This is a genomic window from Streptococcus sp. cx1 (genome assembly GCF_052384325.1).
GTDB lineage: Bacteria > Bacillota > Bacilli > Lactobacillales > Streptococcaceae > Streptococcus > Streptococcus salivarius_G.
The window spans coordinates 120846-140197 of record NZ_JBQSUN010000002.1; the positions used below are offsets into that span (position 1 = coordinate 120846).

The 19352-nt window shown below is 39.5% G+C and carries 17 protein-coding genes; 12 read left to right on the forward strand and 5 right to left on the reverse strand.

What is annotated here, in order from left to right:
- Nucleotides 1-133: 133 nt before the first annotated feature.
- A complete protein-coding gene (locus ACT170_RS04250; protein ID WP_002885327.1) occupies nt 134-394 on the forward strand; it encodes a SemiSWEET family transporter in 261 nt (86 codons plus the stop codon).
- A gap of 107 nt (nt 395-501) precedes the next feature.
- Here ACT170_RS04250 and ACT170_RS04255 read toward each other — a convergent pair whose 3' ends face one another.
- The gene (locus ACT170_RS04255) at nt 502-984 is read right to left on the reverse strand and encodes a glutathione peroxidase (protein WP_049546145.1); all 483 of its coding nucleotides are present in this window, start codon (nt 982-984) and stop codon (nt 502-504) included.
- Nucleotides 985-1365: 381 nt separating this feature from the next.
- Here ACT170_RS04255 and ACT170_RS04260 point away from each other — a divergent pair, with 381 nt between their 5' ends.
- The 5 genes from ACT170_RS04260 to ACT170_RS04280 all read left to right on the forward strand — a co-directional run bounded on the left by ACT170_RS04260 (nt 1366) and on the right by ACT170_RS04280 (nt 5475).
- A complete protein-coding gene (locus ACT170_RS04260; RefSeq protein WP_049546144.1) occupies nt 1366-2364 on the forward strand; it encodes a uroporphyrinogen decarboxylase family protein in 999 nt (332 codons plus the stop codon).
- Between the two features lie 18 nt (nt 2365-2382).
- Nucleotides 2383-3249, forward strand: a complete 867-nt coding sequence (locus ACT170_RS04265; RefSeq protein WP_444818082.1) for a transporter substrate-binding domain-containing protein — start codon at nt 2383-2385, stop codon at nt 3247-3249.
- Between the two features lie 67 nt (nt 3250-3316).
- The gene (locus tag ACT170_RS04270; protein WP_021143940.1) at nt 3317-4009 is read left to right on the forward strand and encodes an amino acid ABC transporter permease; all 693 of its coding nucleotides are present in this window, start codon (nt 3317-3319) and stop codon (nt 4007-4009) included.
- Nucleotides 4010-4012: 3 nt separating this feature from the next.
- Entirely contained in the window at nt 4013-4699 is a 687-nt protein-coding gene (locus ACT170_RS04275; protein ID WP_004182287.1) for an amino acid ABC transporter permease, read from the forward strand.
- An 11-nt stretch (nt 4700-4710) separates the two neighbouring features.
- Nucleotides 4711-5475, forward strand: coding sequence for an amino acid ABC transporter ATP-binding protein (locus tag ACT170_RS04280; protein WP_049546143.1), 765 nt, complete (start codon nt 4711-4713; stop codon nt 5473-5475).
- Between the two features lie 163 nt (nt 5476-5638).
- Here ACT170_RS04280 and ACT170_RS04285 read toward each other — a convergent pair whose 3' ends face one another.
- Nucleotides 5639-8788 carry a KxYKxGKxW signal peptide domain-containing protein gene (locus ACT170_RS04285; protein WP_371490768.1) on the reverse strand — a complete coding sequence of 1050 codons (3150 nt, stop codon included), beginning with the start codon at nt 8786-8788 and terminating at the stop codon, nt 5639-5641.
- A 326-nt stretch (nt 8789-9114) separates the two neighbouring features.
- Between ACT170_RS04285 and ACT170_RS04290 the strand changes: the two genes are divergently transcribed.
- The 3 genes from ACT170_RS04290 (at nt 9115) to ACT170_RS04300 (ending at nt 13804) form a co-directional block, all read left to right on the forward strand.
- The gene (locus tag ACT170_RS04290; protein ID WP_444818083.1) at nt 9115-10500 is read left to right on the forward strand and encodes an amino acid permease; all 1386 of its coding nucleotides are present in this window, start codon (nt 9115-9117) and stop codon (nt 10498-10500) included.
- 73 nt (nt 10501-10573) lie between these two features.
- Entirely contained in the window at nt 10574-11017 is a 444-nt protein-coding gene (locus ACT170_RS04295; protein WP_410534861.1) for an ASCH domain-containing protein, read from the forward strand.
- 120 nt (nt 11018-11137) lie between these two features.
- Nucleotides 11138-13804 carry a carbohydrate-binding domain-containing protein gene (locus ACT170_RS04300; RefSeq protein ID WP_444818084.1) on the forward strand — a complete coding sequence of 889 codons (2667 nt, stop codon included), beginning with the start codon at nt 11138-11140 and terminating at the stop codon, nt 13802-13804.
- Nucleotides 13805-13859: 55 nt separating this feature from the next.
- Here ACT170_RS04300 and ACT170_RS04305 read toward each other — a convergent pair whose 3' ends face one another.
- The 3 genes from ACT170_RS04305 to ACT170_RS04315 form a co-directional block, all read right to left on the reverse strand.
- Nucleotides 13860-14054, reverse strand: a complete 195-nt coding sequence (locus ACT170_RS04305) for a CsbD family protein (protein ID WP_037602189.1) — start codon at nt 14052-14054, stop codon at nt 13860-13862.
- Between the two features lie 66 nt (nt 14055-14120).
- A complete protein-coding gene (locus ACT170_RS04310; protein WP_410537053.1) occupies nt 14121-14753 on the reverse strand; it encodes a DUF421 domain-containing protein in 633 nt (210 codons plus the stop codon).
- A complete protein-coding gene (locus tag ACT170_RS04315) occupies nt 14750-15202 on the reverse strand; it encodes a DUF3290 family protein (protein WP_444818085.1) in 453 nt (150 codons plus the stop codon). The genes ACT170_RS04310 and ACT170_RS04315 overlap by 4 nt, the downstream gene beginning before the upstream one ends.
- 379 nt (nt 15203-15581) lie before the next feature.
- Here ACT170_RS04315 and manA point away from each other — a divergent pair, with 379 nt between their 5' ends.
- The 3 genes from manA to msrB all read left to right on the forward strand — a co-directional run bounded on the left by manA (nt 15582) and on the right by msrB (nt 19148).
- Nucleotides 15582-16523: a mannose-6-phosphate isomerase, class I gene (gene manA / locus ACT170_RS04320; RefSeq protein WP_444818086.1), complete on the forward strand. Its 942-nt coding sequence runs from the start codon at nt 15582-15584 to the stop codon at nt 16521-16523.
- A 216-nt stretch (nt 16524-16739) separates the two neighbouring features.
- Nucleotides 16740-18068, forward strand: coding sequence for a branched-chain amino acid transport system II carrier protein (gene brnQ, locus ACT170_RS04325; protein WP_444818087.1), 1329 nt, complete (start codon nt 16740-16742; stop codon nt 18066-18068).
- Nucleotides 18069-18197: 129 nt separating this feature from the next.
- A complete protein-coding gene (gene msrB / locus ACT170_RS04330) occupies nt 18198-19148 on the forward strand; it encodes a peptide-methionine (R)-S-oxide reductase MsrB (RefSeq protein WP_444818088.1) in 951 nt (316 codons plus the stop codon).
- Nucleotides 19149-19352: the final 204 nt, after the last annotated feature.

Below are 19352 nucleotides of genomic sequence, written 5' to 3' on the forward strand. Positions count from 1 at the left end.
GTCCCGAAATTCTTGCATTCTCTATTGTTAAAGCGTATGATAGACACTGTTTTAATTTTAGTGCTTTAAAACATGTCTTGAAATATTTCTAGATGTACAAGGCAAAAAGAATTTTATGAAAGAGGAGTCTCGAATGTCAGATAAACAAATGAAAACCCTTGGTTGGGTGGCAACCTTCATGTCAGTTATGATGTATGTATCATACGTACCACAAATCATGGACAATTTGTCTGGTCATAAAGGAAACTTTATCCAACCATTGGTAGCTGCAGTCAACTGTAGCCTTTGGGTTTACTATGGTCTCTTTAAAAAAGAACGTGACCTTCCCCTTGCTGCGGCCAATGCACCAGGTATTATCTTTGGTTTAATTACAGCATTGACAGCTTTGTTCTAAAATAAAGCAAAATTTCTTTCTATACTATTTTTCTTAACGCAGAAAACGAGAGCAAAACTAGCGACAGTCAAAGATTGTCGTTCTAGTTTCACTCTCGTTTTTTGTTTTTAGTTACTAAGAAGAGCCTTGATAGCATCTTCCATTTTTAGTGGATCAGTTTTGGAAGAAAAGCGTTCGACGACTTGACCTTCACGGTTAATCAAAAATTTAGCAAAGTTCCATTCAATTCTAGCCCCAAGCGGTCCAGATTTTTCTTGTTTTAGCCAATCAAAAAGTGGTTCTGCTTCCTTACCATTGACCTTGATTTTGGCAAACCGAGGGAAGGTTGTATGGTAATTGAGGGTGCAGAAGGTATTGATTTCTTCAGCACTACCAGGTGCCTGCCCCATAAACTGATTACAAGGAAAATCAAGAATATCGAATCCTTGTTCTTTGTATTTATCATAGAGTTCCTGCAAGCCCTGATACTGTGGCGTCAAACCACAACCTGTTGCTGTATTGACGATTAAGACGACCTTGCCCTTATAATCATTTAGGGATACGGGCTGGTCAGCTTGATCTGAAACTGTAAAATCGTATAAGGTTGTCATAGGAAACCTCCTTTGGTTTAGTTGAGACTATTATATCAAAGTTAGTCAGAGAAGGGTTATTCGGGAAGAATAGAGACTAAATTAAGTTGGTGATAGTAATTCTTTATCTTTGATTTAGGTTTACTTATTACTAATTGTGATGATACTAAATGGAGATATATTGCTCTAGAGTATATAACACAAGGTTTAAAGGGGATTTGAATGTTACACTCATAAATTAAATTTATAACCCAGGATAAAATTTCTTTATTTTTCGGATGTGATAATCTCTGATAAGATAATGTCATTCAGTTTTGAAGCAGCTAGTGATAATAGGAGTTGAAAGTATTTTAGGTATGTTCATTAGCTGTTGATATTAGGATAAGAGAAAAGGAGATTCTTATGTCAGAAAAAAGAGAGTTAGTTTTGAAAGCATTTCGTGGAGAAAGTGTTGATCGTGTCCCGGTGGGATTTTGGCATCATTTTACTACTGAAGCAGAGTGGTTACATGGTTTTGAAAATCCAGAAATTATTGATAAAAATAAGGCTGGTCATAAAAAATTTATAGAAGAAGTCAAACCTGATTTTGTTAAATTGATGAGTGATGGTTTCTTTGCATATCCACAGCCTGCTTTTAAAGACTTTAAGTCAATCAGTGATTTGCAAACAATTGAACCTTTAGGTGCAAATCATCCTTGGATTTCTGCTCAAGTTGAACTTGTAAAAAGTTTGATTGCTGATTTTCCCGAAGATATTGTTGCAATTTACAATATCTTCGCTCCGGTTACTTATTTTAAATGGTTAGTTGGAAAGGTTTCGGGTGGTGATGATGCCATAGCAGATTACATTGAGGAAAACCGTGAAGCTTTGAAGCATGTTTTAGATGTTATTGGAGAAGACATTGCAAGTCTTAGTCAGAGAGTGATTAAAGAAGCTGGTGCTGATGGTATTTACCTAAGTGTTCAAAGTATTCAAGATAATCGTGTTAGCGCTGAGATTTATAAGGAAATCATTGCTCCAAGTGAATTAAAGGTTTTAGATGCAGCCAATGAGGCCAAGGGTCACAATATCCTACATATTTGTGGTTACGAAGGGGCCCGCAATAACATCGAACTCTTTAAAGATTATCCTGCTCAGGTAGTTAATTGGGCGGTTGGTCCTGAGGGAATTAGTTTGGCAAAAGGCCGTAACATTTTTGGAGGTCGTACAGTTCTTGGTGGGTTTGAAAATGGAAAAGATGGTCTTCTATATACTGGAACTAAAAAAGCTATTCAAGAAAAGGTTAGGGAGATTATTACTGATACTGGAACTCATGGGTTAATCATTGGTGCTGATTGCACGATTCCAAGTGATATTAACCATGAGCGTATTGAATGGGTACGTGAAGCAGCAATTTTGTAAGAAAAAGGAGAGATTAATATGAGTAAAAAGACATGGATTATTGGTGGAGCTGTTGTTGTAGCACTTATTGGGGCTACAGTTATTGGACGTAGCTTAGCAGGAGATAAAAAAGCAAAATCAGACTCTGGAAAGGTAACAACATTAAAGGTTGCTCATACTCAAAACTATGTTCCTTATGATTTCGTTGATAAGGATGGTAATTCTGATGGCTATGAGGTAGCTGTATTAAAGGAAATTGATAAAAAGCTTCCACAGTACAAATTTGAATATACTGGAACAAGTGATGATGACCTTTTGATTGGTTTAGAGTCAGGTAAATATGACATTGGTACTAAGGGCGCGTGGTACACAGATGAACGTGCTAAAAAGTTTATTATTCCGAAAGATCCAATTGGAGCAAGTATTATTGGATTTACCATTCGTAAGGATGATAAAGATAAATATAAAAATATCTCTGATTTTGCAAAACAAAATGGTCGATTGGTGCCAATTTCACCACAAAATGCTCAGTGGAATGTTATCAAAGACTACAACGATGAGCATAAAAATCAACCAATCGAGTTGACATCTGCGGAATCTTTCCAAGTTTCAGATGCCTATGCATGGGTTTTGGAAAATCGTTATGATGCTTACTTTGATATTAAATTATCTTTTGAAAAGGCTGTAACTGATAAAGATGGTGCGTATCATCAATATGCGGATAAATTGACTTGGTTCCCTTATAAAGGAATTCCAACATATCCACTTTTGCATCGTAATAGTAAGAATGAAGAGTTTTCAAAAGAATATACTAAGGCAATTAAGGAACTAAAAGAAGACGGTACACTTGAAAAGTTATCTAAAAAATACTTTGGTGAGGATGTCTTCTCATACGTAGACAAATAAGTAATTGTAACGTCGTAAAGTAGGATGTTTTGATAAGCTTCTGAAGTGAGTTTAGTTAGGAGAAATTATGGTCAATTATGACATTTCAAAAGTTTTTGGAGCATTACCTGAAATCATAAAGGGCTTACCGATGACATTATTGGTTATCTTATTAACGACTTTACTTGGGTCGTTATTAGGAGGATTAGTTGCTTGGGCAAGCCTTTCTAAGGATAAAGCTTTAGAGAATTTGGCTAAGGGATATGTTTTTATCTTACGCTGTACCCCACCGATTGTGTTGCTATTTTTAGTATTTTACGGAGTTCCAGAATTTCTTAATTGGTGGTTAGGATTAGATATTAATGATTGGTCCAAATTGATATTTGTTCTTGTGACTATGGTTCTCCTATTTTCAGCAATGATATCAGAAGTGTTTAAAGCGGCTTATCAAGCAATTCCTAAAGGACAATTAGAAGCTGGGCTTAGTATTGGGCTTACTTCTGAACAAACCTTTGTAAGAATTATCGCCCCTCAAGCATTTAAGGTTGCTTTACCAAATATTACAACAGCTATACTTAACCTTATGCGCGATGCAGCTTTGGCTTATACGATTGGTTTTATTGATGTTATGGGCAAAGGGAACCTTTTGATTAGTCGCCATTTAGGAAATTATTCTTTGGAGACTTATACAGCTGTTGCCTTTGTTTATTGGGGAATAGCATTAATTCTATCGTTGATTTCTAGGATAGCAGAGCAACAATTGAGTGTAAAAGAGAGGTAAAAAATGAATATTACTTTTATTATAGATACCTTTATCAAGGCTTTATATGGTGTTCCGGTAACACTGGGAATCATGGTTGTGGCTATTCTATTGAGTTTTCTACCTGCTTTATTTCTCGCTTTGGGTCAAATTTATAAGGTACGAGGTGTTAAGACTTTTTCAATTGTGTATCTTGCGTTTATTCGTGCAACACCTCCAATTCTTTTAATTTTATTCTTTTATAGTTTGTTCCCTAGTTTGTTAAATCAGTTTTTTAAAGGTATTGGGAGTCACATAGATGTCTTCAAAGTTAATCCGCTTTACTATGCTTTTATTATCTATAGTTTGATGACAACAGGGAGCTTATCAGAAATCATTCGATCAGCATTACTAACTGTTGATAAAGGTCAACTAGAAGCTGCACAAGCCATAGGCTTAACAACAAGACAAGCCTATCTGAGAATCGTTTTTCCACAGGCACTTAAGGCCGCTCTTCCAAATTTGTGTAACTTAGTTATCAATATTGTAAAAGGAACGTCACTTGTCTTTGTTATGACGATAAAAGATATTACCGCAATTGCACGAGTCGAAGCAGCATATGGATATCAATATTTTGAATCTTATTTTGTCATCTTCATTTTATATTTAATCATTTGTGGTATCATTCAAGTTCTCTTTAACTTTGGAGAAAGAAAATTGCAATTTACATAGAGGGAGTCACTATGCTAGAAGCTAAACATATATCAAAAACATTTGGAGATCGTCAGGTTCTTGTTGATGTCAATCTACAAGTGAAACAGGGAGATGTGGTTGTCATCTTGGGACCATCAGGTTCAGGAAAAACAACTTTCTTACGTTGCCTTAATCATTTGGAGAAAGCTGATGGAGGTCAATTAACAATTTCGGGTAAGGACTACTCTTTGGAAAAGTTATCAAAGAAAGATATTTTAGATATCCGAAAGAAAACAGCTTTTGTATTTCAACATTACAATTTATTTGCAAACAAGACTGCCATTGAGAATATCTTGGAAGGTTTAGTGATTGCTAGGAAAGTTCCCAAAAGTGAAGCGCAAGAGATTGCTGAAGAAGCACTTAAAAAAGTTGGTCTTCTGGATTTTAAAGATTACTACCCATCACAACTTTCAGGAGGACAACAACAACGTATTGGTTTAGCTAGAGCAATAGCAGTCAAACCAGAAGTTATCTTGTTAGATGAACCAACATCGGCCCTTGATCCAGAACTAGTTGGGGATGTTCTGGATGTCATGAAACAACTTGCTAATGAAGGAACGACAATGGTAGTTGTGACTCATGAAATGGGGTTTGCACGAGATGTAGCTAATCATGTCGTTTTCATGGATGGTGGTCATGTCATCGAAGAGGGGAGTCCAAAAGACATTTTTTACAGACCAAAAGAAAAACGTACCCAACAATTTTTGGCACGTATTCTTTCTGATGCTAGTTATGATTTGGAATATATGATTTGATCCATCATTAATAAGTTGTAATTAGAGTATATAATTCTTGTATAAATAAAATAGGCTGAGGTTATTTCTCAGCCTATTTTATGTTTCCTATATGTAATGTTAGTTTATATAGTCCTTAACTCCCACAAAAAAACCAAGACTTTCGTCTCGGTTTCATCTCATCTTATGACACGACATGTCCATCTTTGTCGAAGGTATAGAGTTTACCGTCGATGAGGACAGAGCGGTTAGTGTATTTTTCTCCTGTTTTAGGATCGAAATAGTAGGTATAGTTATCGACTGTGACGAAACGTCCTAGGACTTGTTTACCTTCAGCGTCGAAGTAGAGGACCTTGCCATCAACTTCTTGGAAGCCGGTCACTTTCTCACCTTTGTCATTGTAATAGTAGTTATCGCCTTTATCGTAGACAATACGATTGCGATAGGCAGGTTCACCCTTGCGGTCAGCAACTACACCATTGTCATCAGCATTATAGGCTCTGTCTCCGATGACAAAACGTCCTGTTTCAAGGTTTCCGCTATCTCGGAAGTAGTAGTCCTTGCCGTCGATGGTTTGCCAACCTGTCAGAGCAGCTCCGTCGTTGCCATAGTAGCGTGTTGGGTAGTATGGGAAGCGTGGAGAACCTTCGTAGTTGTATGATTTTGAAAAGGCGTTGCGTGTCATGATACCAGTCAATTGGTCAAATTGGTAAGTCTTACCATTGATTGTGACCTCTGTGCCTTTGGCTTGGCGGCCATCGTCATAGAAATAGTAAGTGACGCCATCAAAGGTCTTCAAGCCAGTGACTTTTTGACCATTTTCATAGAGATAACTTGTGCCGCTACGATCCGTCTGCAATTGGTCAAAGTGGATGGCTTTTTCTTTTGCCGCATCAATACCCTTGGCATCAAAATTAAAGGTTACACCGCGATAGGTAAGGGCCTTATTAGTTGTTGCAATGGCAACGTTTGTGGTCACTTTTTGGCCATTTGGTGCTGTGAAGGTCATAGGTGTTGAGTCGAAGTGGTAGAGGTGTCCATTAAGAATGTCCCATTCGTCAAAAGTTGACCATTGTGATTGGCGGACGTTACTATATTTAGATCCAAGAATCTTACCATCATATTGATAAGGACCTTCTTTGATATTACCGTCGGCATCTGTAACATAGACACCTTCAAGTTCATACGAATTTTCACCAGTACGCTTGAACTCAGGATAGAGACCGTTTGTCAAGAGTTTTCCATCTGGGCTAAAGAGTTGAGAGTTGATAACTCCTGTGTAGAGGTTTCCTTTAGGTGTGTCGTCATCAGAATAGTCGCTACCATAATAACGGTTGCCATCAACTTCAAACCAGCCTGTCTTGAAGGCACCATCACTTCCTGCGTAGTAGATGTTTTCAGAGAAGTTACCGTAACGACCAGTAGATTTATCATGGTAGAAGGCATTACGAAGGACAGCACCAGTGTCTTTGTTGGCAAAGTAGTAGTTATCACCTAGGTTGAAAATACTTCCTCGGACTTGTTGGCCCTTATCGTTGAAGTAGAAGAGGTCCTTGTTAATAGTTTGGAAACCAGTGACCTTTTTACCATTGGCATCGTAGTAGTACCATTCTTGATCAGTACCTTTAACAAATTGATTTCGATTTGTGGTTTGGTCAGCTTTAGTAGTCGCCACACCATTGCTATCAAATTTATAGACCGTACCGTTTAAGGTAAGTGAGCGATTTACCCACTTGTCACCTGTATTTGGATCGAAGTAGTAGGTTTTGCCACCAACAGTAACCAGTTGTCCCTTGGCTTGTACACCATATTCGTGGAAATAAAGGTTCTGTCCGTTAATGGTTTGGAAACCAGATACGGCTTTACCATCAGCTCCGAAGTAGTACCAAGAGTTATCTCTATTAACGAATTGGTTGGTTACTGGATTTCCATTGTCTTTGTCGAAATAGTAGATATCGTTACCGTAGTAAAGGAAGTCCCCTTTGACTTGTTGACCATTGTCATTGAAGTAGTGAAGGCTACCGTCTACTGTTTGAAAGCCATGAAGCGCTTTACCATCTTTACCAAAGTAATACCAATTCCCTTTATCGTCAGAAACATAACGGTTGGTTACCATGATACCAGTCTTGGGGTCAAAATAATACTGTTGTCCGTTCAGGTTTTGAACACTTGTCTTGTAGTGAGCTTGGCTACGGTCTAGAAATTCGGTTTGGAAACCAAATGGGGCTGAGAAGCCTTTAGTTGCCTTGAAGTCATTGATGTAATACCAGTTTCCAGCTTTATCCGAAACAAAGACAAAATTAGGTTGATTACCAGTAGCATCAAAGTAGTAAAGATTTCCATTTTCAGTGATGAAGTCATCTTTGACCATCTTGCCATCTTTGTCGAAGTAGTAAAAGCCAAAGTATTTATGGTTGACGTTGTTAAGAGCTTGGAGACCTGTTACGCGACGTCCATTGCCTTTATCGAAATAGTAGCTATCACCATTAATAGTGACGATTTCGTTTTTAGCTTGTCGACCATCTTCGTGGAAGTAGAGGTTAAAGCCATCGATGTTCTGAGCACCAGTGACGGGTTTGCCATCTTTGCCGAGGTAATACCAGTTGTGGTTGTTGTCTTCAATAAACTGGTTGCGTTTGTTCGTTTCAGGCAGAACTGCTGTCAAACGACCTTGGGCATCAGCTTTGTAGGCTTGACCATCAATGTTGATAGAGGTATTGGTTACCTTACGTCCATTGGCTTTGTCATAGTAGCAAGATTGTCCATTTTCTGTGATAATCTCACCTTTAGCTTGCTTGCCATCCTCGTGAAAATAAAGGTCGAAATGGTCAACGTTTTGGGCACCTGTCAGATTTTTCCCATCTTTGAGATAGTACCAGTTGCCCTCAGCATCGCTCTTGAATTGACCGCCAGAAACGACAGTAGTTTCAACAGACTCCGGTGCTTGACTGTTTACTTCGGTGACTGTGCTAGCTGTTTCTGAAGTTGAGGTAGCGGTTCTCGTTTCGCCACTAGACAAATTGTAAGTGCTACTTGCTTGGTCTTCCTTAAGGACTGGCTGCTTATCAGTTGTGACAGTAGCAGTTGTATCAGTTGCCTTATTGGTTGCGCCTTGATCAGCTTTTGTCGTAGCTACAGTTGTTTCTGTGACAACAAGCTCAGGATCCTGACTGACGCTTTCAGGCGTGCTAGCTGAGGTAACTTGATTTGTAGCTTGCTCGTCGGCAGAGACACCAACTCCAATCAATGAGGCACCAAGTGCCAAACCAGACACGGCAATGGTAACCCATTGTTTTTTCACTTTATGAAGTTTAAAATGAACTTTATTTTCCATAAAAGTTCCCCTTTTCCTTTTTAATGACCCCATTCTAACATCTTTCATTAGAAGAATCAAACGCATTCATAAGATTTTCATGTTTTTTTCTAAAAATTGAAAATTCTTTCTAGGTAAGGATTTGAGAAACAAAAAAGAATGATAAATGACCACTTTAGTAAGCTCCTTTTAATCGAGATGTATGGAAAATTAAAAAGTAAGCATTAGGAGTCCCCATCTTCAACATAGCATTCACCAATAAAAGTATAAAAATACAGAAAAAGGACCATTTAGACCAAGAAATATGGTATAATAGTTCGGTATTTTGCAAAAAATGGAGTATAAAAATGAGTATTTTTCGTAAAAAGGATGTCGGTCTCGCTCAGACTGAGATGAAACGACATCTGACCCTTAGGGATGTGGTCCTGCTGGGAATCGGTGCCATGGTTGGTACAGGAATCTTTACGATTACTGGTACCGCGGCATCGACTCTGGCTGGTCCTGCCCTGATTATTTCGGTCTTGATTTCAGCCGTGTGTGTTGGGATGTCAGCTATTTTCTTTGCTGAGTTTGCCTCACGTTACCCATCGGCTGGTGGTGTTTATGGTTATCTCTATGCTGTCTGGGGGGAGTATCCTGCCTGGATGGGTGGCTGGTTGACCATGATTGTCTTTATGAATGCTGTATCCAGTGTGGCCTCTGGTTGGGGTGCCTACCTCAAGGGGCTCTTGGCTAGCTTTGGTCTTAAGTTGCCTCAAGCCATCAGTGGACCTTTCAATCCCAGTCAAGGCACTTACATTGACCTCTTGCCAGTCTTGGTCTTGGTCTTGGTGACGGCTCTTCTTCTCATGAATTCTAAACAGGCTTTACGTTTGAACTCCCTCTTGGTAGTGCTCAAATTTTCAGCCTTAGCAGTCTTTATCTTAGTGGGTCTCTTCCATTTGAATCCTAGCAACTGGGCAGATTTTGCACCATTTGGCTTTGGGCAAATTTATGGAGGAAAGACAGGAATTATGGCGGGTGCTTCCCTCATGTTCTTTGGTTTCCTTGGTTTCGAGTCTATCTCTATGACAGTAGACGAGATTAAAGAGCCGCAAAAGAACGTTCCTCGAGGTATCGTTCTTGCCTTGATTATCGTGGCTTCACTTTATGCCGTGGTTTCGCTGGTCTTGACAGGAATGGTTCACTATACCAAGTTGAATGTTGATGATGCTGTGGCTTATGCCCTTCGCTATATCGGTATTTCTTGGGCGGCCAACTATGTCTCTGTGGTTGCTATTATGACCTTGATTACGGTATGTATTTCAATGGCCTATGCCCTTAGCCGTATGGTTTATAGCTTGGCGCGTGATGGTTTCCTTCCTCAAACCTTCCAAAAGGTTTCAGAGACTAATAAGGTTCCACATCATGCGACGCTTTTGACAGGCGTTTTGTCAGCTATCTCAGCAGGTATCTTCTCTTTGGCCAATATGGCATCCTTGGTTAACATTGCGACCTTGGCTTACTTGGTCCTCTTGGCTATTGCCCTCATTATTCTTCGTAAGGACAAGGGTTTGCCACAGAAGGATGAGTTTAAGGTTCCATTTGTTCCTGTCTTGCCCATTATTTCAATTATCGTCTGCCTCTCCTTTATGAGTCAGTACAGTTGGCAGACATGGTTAGCCTTTGGTTTGGCAGTGCTAATTGGTTCAGCTATCTATGCCTTTTACGGTTATAAACATTCTAAGTATTAAGATGAAAACGTTAGGTCTGATGATCTAGCGTTTTTTGATATAATGGAAGGGAAGTAAAAGCAGGAGTAGATTGATGAAATCAGACCAGATGTGGCAAGCCTATAAGATTTTAAATCAGACAATCGGAGATAAGATTGATGCCTGGGCCTTTGGCGTGGAAGCAGATTATTTGGCAGAACTCGTATTGATGGGGCAAAAGACAGCAACCAGTTCAGCTTTTGACTTGTATGCAGTGGGGAATGAACCATTGCCCAAGGAAAATGAACTGAGCGTCATTCTTGATAGTAAGGAGAATGCTATTTGTATTATTGAAACGACGAAAGTTGAGGTCATCCCATTTAAAGAGGTTTCTAAAGACCATGCCTACAAGGAAGGTGAAGGAGACCGTGGGCTAACTTATTGGCAAGAGCTTCATGAGAATCTCTTTAGCAATTGGTTAGAAGAGGTTGGATTACATTTTAGTCAGGAAAGTCTGGTTGTTTTGGAAGAATTTAGAGTGGTCTATCCTAGAGATTGAAAGTTCCCAATATCTTGGGGACTTTTTTACTTTAAGGAAAGATTAACCTTTCTTTAAGTCTTGTCTTAGGTTTCTTGTGTTTAATAGAGGCATCTCAAAAGTAAGAAAGAGGTAGAACATATGACATACAAAGATACAAAACAAACACAAGAACGTTATGCCATTAAAAAATCATCAAAATGGAAAACTGCAGGTTCAGTTCTAGTAGCGAGCTTAATTTTTGGAAGCTCTGTTGTCTTAAATGAAAATAAGGCTTCAGCCGATGAGACGAACACTGATTCAACGCTCTCAACGGTTACGACGGGTGAAACCACTGCTGATTTAATTGAAGAAAGTGTGCAGACAGAAGATTCGTCAAATACTAGTGAGAAAAGTACAGATACTGATACAAGTACTACAACTACGACATCTGACACTGGTTCATCAGCAACAAGTACAACAGCAGACACAACAAGTTCAACATCCGACACAACAGAAACATCGTCAAGTAGTGAAACCTCTAATCAGTCAAGCACCTCTTCAACTTCAGAAGCCAGTTCTTCTGAAACTGCTGCAACAACAACTAATGAAACTTCAGAAACGGCAACAACTACTACAGATGAAAGTAGTAGCACTAATACAAGCACAAGCTCCACTGAAGCGACTGCTTCAGAGACAGCTTCAGTTTTAACCAACAATGCTTCAGATACTACATCTGAGACAACAACAACTGAGTCTAGCAGTGCTGATTCAGAAAGCACCACGACCACGATTACCTTTAATGGGACAACTGTGGTAACAAGTGATAGTAGCACAGTAACAGTTGACGGCACTACTGTTACCATTAATCAATCAGGTTCATATATTCTAACAGGTAATGGCTCAAGTTACACTATTATTGTGGCTGGTAGCGTGACGGATCCAGTTACAATCTACTTGGATGATGTGACCTTAACAGATTCGTCAATCACTTCTAATTCCTCAGCAGAATTGACGGTGAATGTCCTTTCAGACAGTTCCATTTCTTCGACCTCTGCTAATGCCATCGAAGCAGCTGGAGCTTTGACCATCACCAGCGGTATTGGAAGTAGCTTGACCCTTTCAAGTACTGAAAAGCACGCCATTAAGGCTGATAGTGTAACGGTTGACTCTGTAACGCTTGATTTGACTTCTGAGGCCAAGGATGGCATCAATGCGACGACAGCTGTAACCATTAAAAATGCCACAGTCAACATCACAGCAACTGATGATGGTATTCAAGTCGAAGACGAAACAGATGTGAATAGTGGTGACTTGACAATTACCGACTCAACGGTAACCATTAATGCGACTGATAAAGGTATCACGGTTACGGATGAATTGACCGTTGAAGGTAATTCTAAAGTAACAGTCGTGGCAGGTGACGAAGGCCTTGAAGGACGTTATATCAATTTGACAGGTGGAACCGTTGACATCACTGCTGGAGATGACGGTATTAACGCCACTGAGTGGACGACCAAGGACAGTGCAGACACTTCAAGCCTAACCAACTCGACTTCTGATTTGGAAAATGAAGTTGCCATCAATATTGACGGTGCAACAGTTACAATCCTAGCAGATGGTGATGGTATCGACAGTAATGGGAATGTGACAGTTAAAAGTGGTTCTCTCTATGTCGCTCAGACAAGTGCCGATAATGCGGCTATCGACTATGATGGGACAGGTATCATCTCGGGCGGTACCGTTTGGGCCATTGGTAACCAAGGAATGGCTCAGGCCTTTACAACAGGTTCAAGCCAATCTTACATCATGGCTAACATTTCAGGTAGTGCAGGGGACACCATTACAGTCACTGATAGTTCTGGAAATGTCATTGCCACAACGACAGCGACTTCTTCATTTGGAAATGTGGTCTTTAGTACCGAGAGTCTAACTTCGGGTGAAACCTATACCATTACGACATCAAGTGGTGCTAGTGTGACTGCAACAGCTACTGAAGAAGGCACAAACAATGGTCCTGGTGCTGGTGGCATAGGCGGCTTCCCAGGCGGTGGCTTTGGCAATAGCTCAATGTCTGATAACTTCGGAGGCTACGGCAGACCAACTAGCTATGGTGGCAGCTCTACAAATACGGGTACCGTCAATACCCCATGGGGCCAATCTGCTTCGACAAGTTCTGAGAATACAACTAGCACAAGTAGTACAAGTTCAACAAGCCAGACGGCTAATACTGGACGTCCAACCCCACCAAACTTTGCTAGTCAAACAAGTAGCTCAAACTCTATAAATATGAGCCCTACGACAAGCAGCAGTGCTAATCAACCAGCTACCAATGCTCCAGCAATGACAGCGACAAACACAGCTTTATCAAATCAAAATACGTCAACATCAAATCCTTCAAGCTTTGAAGGAGCATCGCTTAAATCAAATACCTCTCTCGCTAACCAGCCTACAAAAGAGCAATCGACACAAACAATGACCAATACATCAAGCAGTGCCCAACAACAAGCTCATGAGACTGCTGAAAAGTTGGATAAGCTCCAACCTCAAAATCAAAGCTCTAAAGCATCAAAAGGTCAGCCAAGAGAAGTTTCAAGTCAAAAGGAAAATGTAGGCCCAGTCGTACAGACGAATCTTGCACAAAAAACAAATAATCAAACAAGCTCTAAGTCTAACCAGTCTGACAAAAGCTCACAAAGCAACCAAACAACAAGTAAATCTAGCCTACCAAATACTGGTGATGTGAGTAGCTTGGGCTTAGGCGCATTAGGAGCTGTACTCATGACAACATCATTTGCACTTAAGGGAGGCAAGCATTCCCGTAAGTAATCTCTCATTTTAAGTATAAAAAACTGTACCTGATTAACAGATACAGTTTTTTTACTTATTTTTTAAAGCTATTTTTAAGGCCTTCAACAGCACCTTCAACGCCTTCTTTAACATCTTCGATACCGTCTTTTGCTTTTGCTACAACTTTTTCGACAGCACCTTCGATTTCAGTTTTTTTGTCGCCAGTAAGTTTACCAGCACCCTCTTTAAGAGCGCCTTTAGCTTGATTCAATTTATCTTCGATTCCCATAGTAGAACCTCCTTTTTATGATGAGACCATTGTAGACAATATTAGACGGTAATGCAAGTGATTTGTTTAATAAGTAACGACATTAATGTTTCCTTTATCGTATTCAGCGATGAAGATATCTGAAATGTTGTCATATCCCATTTTAGTAAGTTCGTCGTTTAACCATGCTTCAGATTTTCCGATACTGTCAAGAATTTCCAACTGAACAACGCCATCTGTGACAATTGGGTATTTCGGATTTTCATCACCCGCACGAATCACAATCAATTGGCCGTTTTGCTCAATTACAGCACGTTTAACCTCTTTGAGTTGAAAAATTCCTTGAGAACGTAATTTTAAAGCGACATCAGAGGCTGAAAGTCCTTTAGAGCGACAAGCTTCAGGATCTAGTTGACCATGTTTGATGATGACTGTTGGCTTACCGTCAATCAAGTGTTTGATAAAGCGAATGTTTGTGTTAAGCCATTTTAGAAGTAAAATCAAAATCGTCCAAATAATCAAAATCACGAAATATTGGAGGATGGAAACGTTACTACTATAAATTGTTCCACCGATGATTCCACCAAGGACGAAGTTCTGTACTTGGTCAGTAGCTGAGCTAGGTGCTAGGTTTCCTTTACCTGTTAAATTGATAACAAAGACGAGTGAAATAAGCCCCAAAGCTAGTTTAATTGCAACAGTAAGATAAAAAGATGTCATTTTTTAACCTCCACGAGTTCAACATCAGACTTGTAAAGTTTTATTTGTTCTAGCAAGTAGCTATCGGGATCCGAACCTGCAATGGCACGGTAGTAGTTGTCTTTAACTTTTACGATAGCTCCATCAGTGGCAGCAGAAGTATTGACATAAACCTTGCTCTTATCAACGTCAAGATTTTTAGACACAACCTCGATAAAGTGAAGAGATGCTCTAAATTGGTCGTTGTTAGATTGATTGCTTTGGAAATTACTGATAGCAATTAGAACCACGGCAACTAAGGTTAAAATAGAAATGATAGAGAGTTCACGAAACTTAGTATCATGGCGTTCTTTGAAGGCCTTAAAAGCAAATACGCCGGTCACTAAAATAAGTCCTGCAGCAATGGCAACCATAACCCAGTTTTGTTGGCTAATCTGACTTAGCACATAGTCGTAGGAATAGAATTTCATTGAGAGATTTCCTTTCATAATATCACTAACATTATAGGTTAAAGATTGACTTAATTCAAATAGATGAATTTAGGAAAACGTTTAACTGGACATATTTTTTTAGGTGTTCTATTAAGGTTAGTGATCTGGAAAGTTGGCCTGCTAATTCTGTTCTTTTCTCTATAAGTTTGTTGAATTTTTCACAAATTATGCTTATAATTGAGGTAAACAATCATAAGAACTTGCCTAAACTTTTGGTAAATAAGAAGACTATTGACTTTAATATGATTGAGTTACACATATAGAGTACCTCTATCTGAAAATCTGTCATTGTAAGGTCACTAGTCTAAATTTTCCTAGAGACTTTTTGGCCTCTCGTTCCTAGAATAAGGAGAATATTATGTCTGAACCATTATTTTTACAATCTGTTATGCAAGAAAAAATCTGGGGCGGCACACATTTGCGTGATGTCTTTGGCTACGACATTCCAAGCGACCATGTCGGAGAGTACTGGGCTATTTCTGCTCACCCAAATGGTGTATCGACGATTAAGAATGGTCGTTATGCTGGTCAAACTTTGGATGTTCTTTATGTTGAGCATCGTGAATTGTTTGGCAATCGTCAGGAACCTGTCTTCCCACTTTTGACGAAGATTTTGGATGCCAATGACTGGCTTTCAGTTCAGGTTCACCCAGATGATGCTTATGGACTTGAACATGAAGGTGAGCTTGGTAAAACAGAGTGTTGGTATATCATTGCTGCTGAACCAGGTGCAGAAATCATTTATGGTCACAATGCTAAATCAAAAGAAGAATTGCGCCAGCAAATTGAACGTAAGGATTGGGAAAATCTCTTGACCAAGGTTCCAGTTAAAGCAGGAGATTTCTTCTATGTGCCAAGTGGTACCATGCATGCTATTGGTGCAGGTATCATGGTTCTTGAAACGCAACAATCTAGTGATACGACCTACCGTGTTTATGATTTTGACCGTAAAGATGATCAAGGTAACCTGCGTGAACTCCATCTTGAAAAATCTATCGATGTCCTTACTATCGGTGAGCCAGCCAACAGTCGTCCAGTCACAACAAAAGTAGACGACCTCAAATCAACACTTTTAGTAGCAAGTGATTTCTTTGATGCTTACAAATGGGAAATTTCAGGTAAGGCTGATTTTGAAAAGACTGCTGATTACAGTTTGTTTAGTGTGCTTGATGGCCAAGGAAGCCTTAAAGTAGACGCTCAAGATTATGACATCGCCAAAGGAAGTCACTTTATTCTACCTAGCGATGTCCAAGCTTGGCAAATCCAGGGAAATCTTGAACTGATTGTTAGTCATCCATAATTTAAGTAGTTAAACTAGACGGGATAAGAATCTTGTCTAGTTTTTTCATCCAATCAGACAGAATATTTGAAATTTTAAAAATCTTTCCTAATACGTTTCAATAGCTTGAAGTTCCAAACTAATCATGTCATACTAAATAAGTTGACTAAAATTATAATAAACAAGTTGTGTCTATTTGGGGCATAAGATCTTGTTTGTTTTAGATTGGAGAAACTTATGTTAAAAAAGGGAAGCCTTACAGCTTTATTGTTGTTTGGTATGTTCTTTGGAGCGGGAAATCTGACCTTTCCCCCTCAGTTAGGCTTTGAATCTGGAGGTCATTTTTGGCCAGCCATTGCCGGTTTTGTCCTATCTGGTGTCGGAATTGCAATTCTAACACTTATTATTGGGACTCTAAATCCGAAGGGGTATATTCACGAGATTTCGCAAAAAATCTCACCTAAGTTTGCCTTGTTATACTTGGCAGTGCTTTACTTGTCTATTGGACCATTCTTTGCCATTCCAAGGACAGCAGCGACAGCTTTTTCAATTGGTATTGCACCAATGGTCGGTAATAGTCATACTAGTCTATGGTTACTTGCCTTCACAGCCGTTTATTTTGCCTTGGCTTTATGGATTGCAATGAATCCTTCTAAGATTTTAGATAGTATTGGTCGAATCCTGACACCTATTTTCGCTCTATTAATCGTTATTTTGATTGTAGTTGGTGCCTTTAAATATGGTGGTCATAGCACACATACTGCAACAGAAGCTTATAAAGCCTCAGCCTTTGGTAATGGTTTCTTGGAAGGGTACAATACCTTAGATGCCTTGGCTTCGGTAGCCTTTAGTGTGGTGGCAGTAGTAACCCTCAATCAATTAGGCTTTAAATCTAAAAAAGAGTACATCTCAACCATTTGGGTTGTAGGTATTCTGGTTGGATTGATGTTCTCAGGTTTATACTTAGGTCTAGCATTCTTGGGGAACCATTTCCCACTTGATACATCAACTTTGGGAGAAGGTGCTAACCTTGGAGCAGCTGTTCTATCGAATGCAACTCAGGCTATCTTTGGTCCGATTTCACAGATTTTCCTAGCAGTTATGGTAACAGTGACGTGCTTTACGACAACAGCAGGCTTGATTGTGGCGACCGGTGAGTTCTTTAACAAGGCCTTCCCACAAGTCTCATACAAAACCTATGCTATTGTCTTCACTCTTGTTGGGTTTGCGATTGCCAATTTGGGACTTAATAATATCATTGCATTCTCAGTACCAGTACTTTTGATTCTTTACCCAATTACAATCACGATTGTCATGATTGTGATTGCTAATAAGTTTGTGGCCTTGTCTAAACCTGGTATGCAAATTACAGTTGCTGTAGTGACGCATATCGCTTTACTTAGTGTAATTGGCAGCCAGTTCAAACTTGCAGGACTCAATGCCCTTATTAACTTCCTACCATTGTCAGGAGCATCATTGCCATGGTTGATACCAGCCATCTTGTGTATCCTCTTGTCTCTCGTCTTACCAGATAAGATTAAGAGCGAAAGATTCGAAATGGAATAAACATAAAATCCTATCACAATTGTGGTGGGATTTTTTTGTCTCTCCAAGTCACCATAAGTGCGAAATCTCCCAAAAAGCGTTACACTTAAGGCGTGGAGATGCAAGTATCTAGTGAAGGGAGTGTTAAAAATGTCAAATCTAAATAATCATAAGATCTATCTTGCTGGTGGCTGTTTCTGGGGTGTGGAAGAGTACTTCTCTCGTGTGCCTGGTGTGTTAGATGCCATTTCAGGTTATGCCAATGGTCGTAGTGAGACGACTCGCTATGAGCTCATCGGTCAGACGGGCCACGCTGAAACTGTTCAGGTAACCTATGATGCTAGCAAAGTGTCATTGCGAGAGATTTTGCTACATTTCTTCCGTATTATCAATCCTATAAGCAAAAACAAACAGGGCAATGATGTGGGAACCCAGTACCGTACGGGTGTTTACTATACTGATGTAAATGACTTGCCAATCATCGAGCAAGTTTTCCAAGAAATATCTGAGCAATACGGTCAGCCTTTGGCAGTTGAGTTGTTGCCATTGCAACACTTTATTCCTGCTGAGGATTATCATCAGGATTATCTCAAGAAGAATCCTAATGGCTATTGCCATATTAATGTTAATCAAGCGGTTAATCCTATTATTGATTCAAGTTCTTATCACAAACCAAGTCAGGAGGAGCTTAAAGTAAGTCTGAGCCCAGAAGCTTATGCTGTGACCCAGGAAAATGGAACAGAACGGGCCTTTACAAGTCCCCTTTGGAATCATTTTGAACCAGGGATTTATGTTGATGTAGTGACTGGTGAGCCCCTCTTTTCATCCAAGGACAAGTTTGATTCAGCTTGTGGCTGGCCAAGTTTCTCTCGTCCCATTAGTCCCGAGGTAGCCAACTACAAGGAAGACCATTCTCACAATATGGATCGTATTGAGGTTCGTAGTCGTGTAGGAGATTCTCATCTTGGGCATGTCTTTCCAGATGGGCCAAGTGACAAGGGTGGGTTACGCTATTGTATCAATGGTGTAGCAACGCGATTTGTGCCTAAAGCCGATATGGAAAAAGAAGGCTATGCCTACTTACTTGACCAAGTAGACTGATTAGTCACTAGTTCTAAGAGATCTTTTTACTAGAATCATGCCATAACTAAAGAGGTTGGAGTCCCTTACCACCAACCTTTTTTGCATGTAAAAGAAATTAAGGAAAGCCTTTTAAAGCTAACATAAAATGTCACCTTACCATTCAGGACAAAAAAGTAACCTTTCATTACATTTTTTTACAATTTTATCGAATTTGTTTTAAGT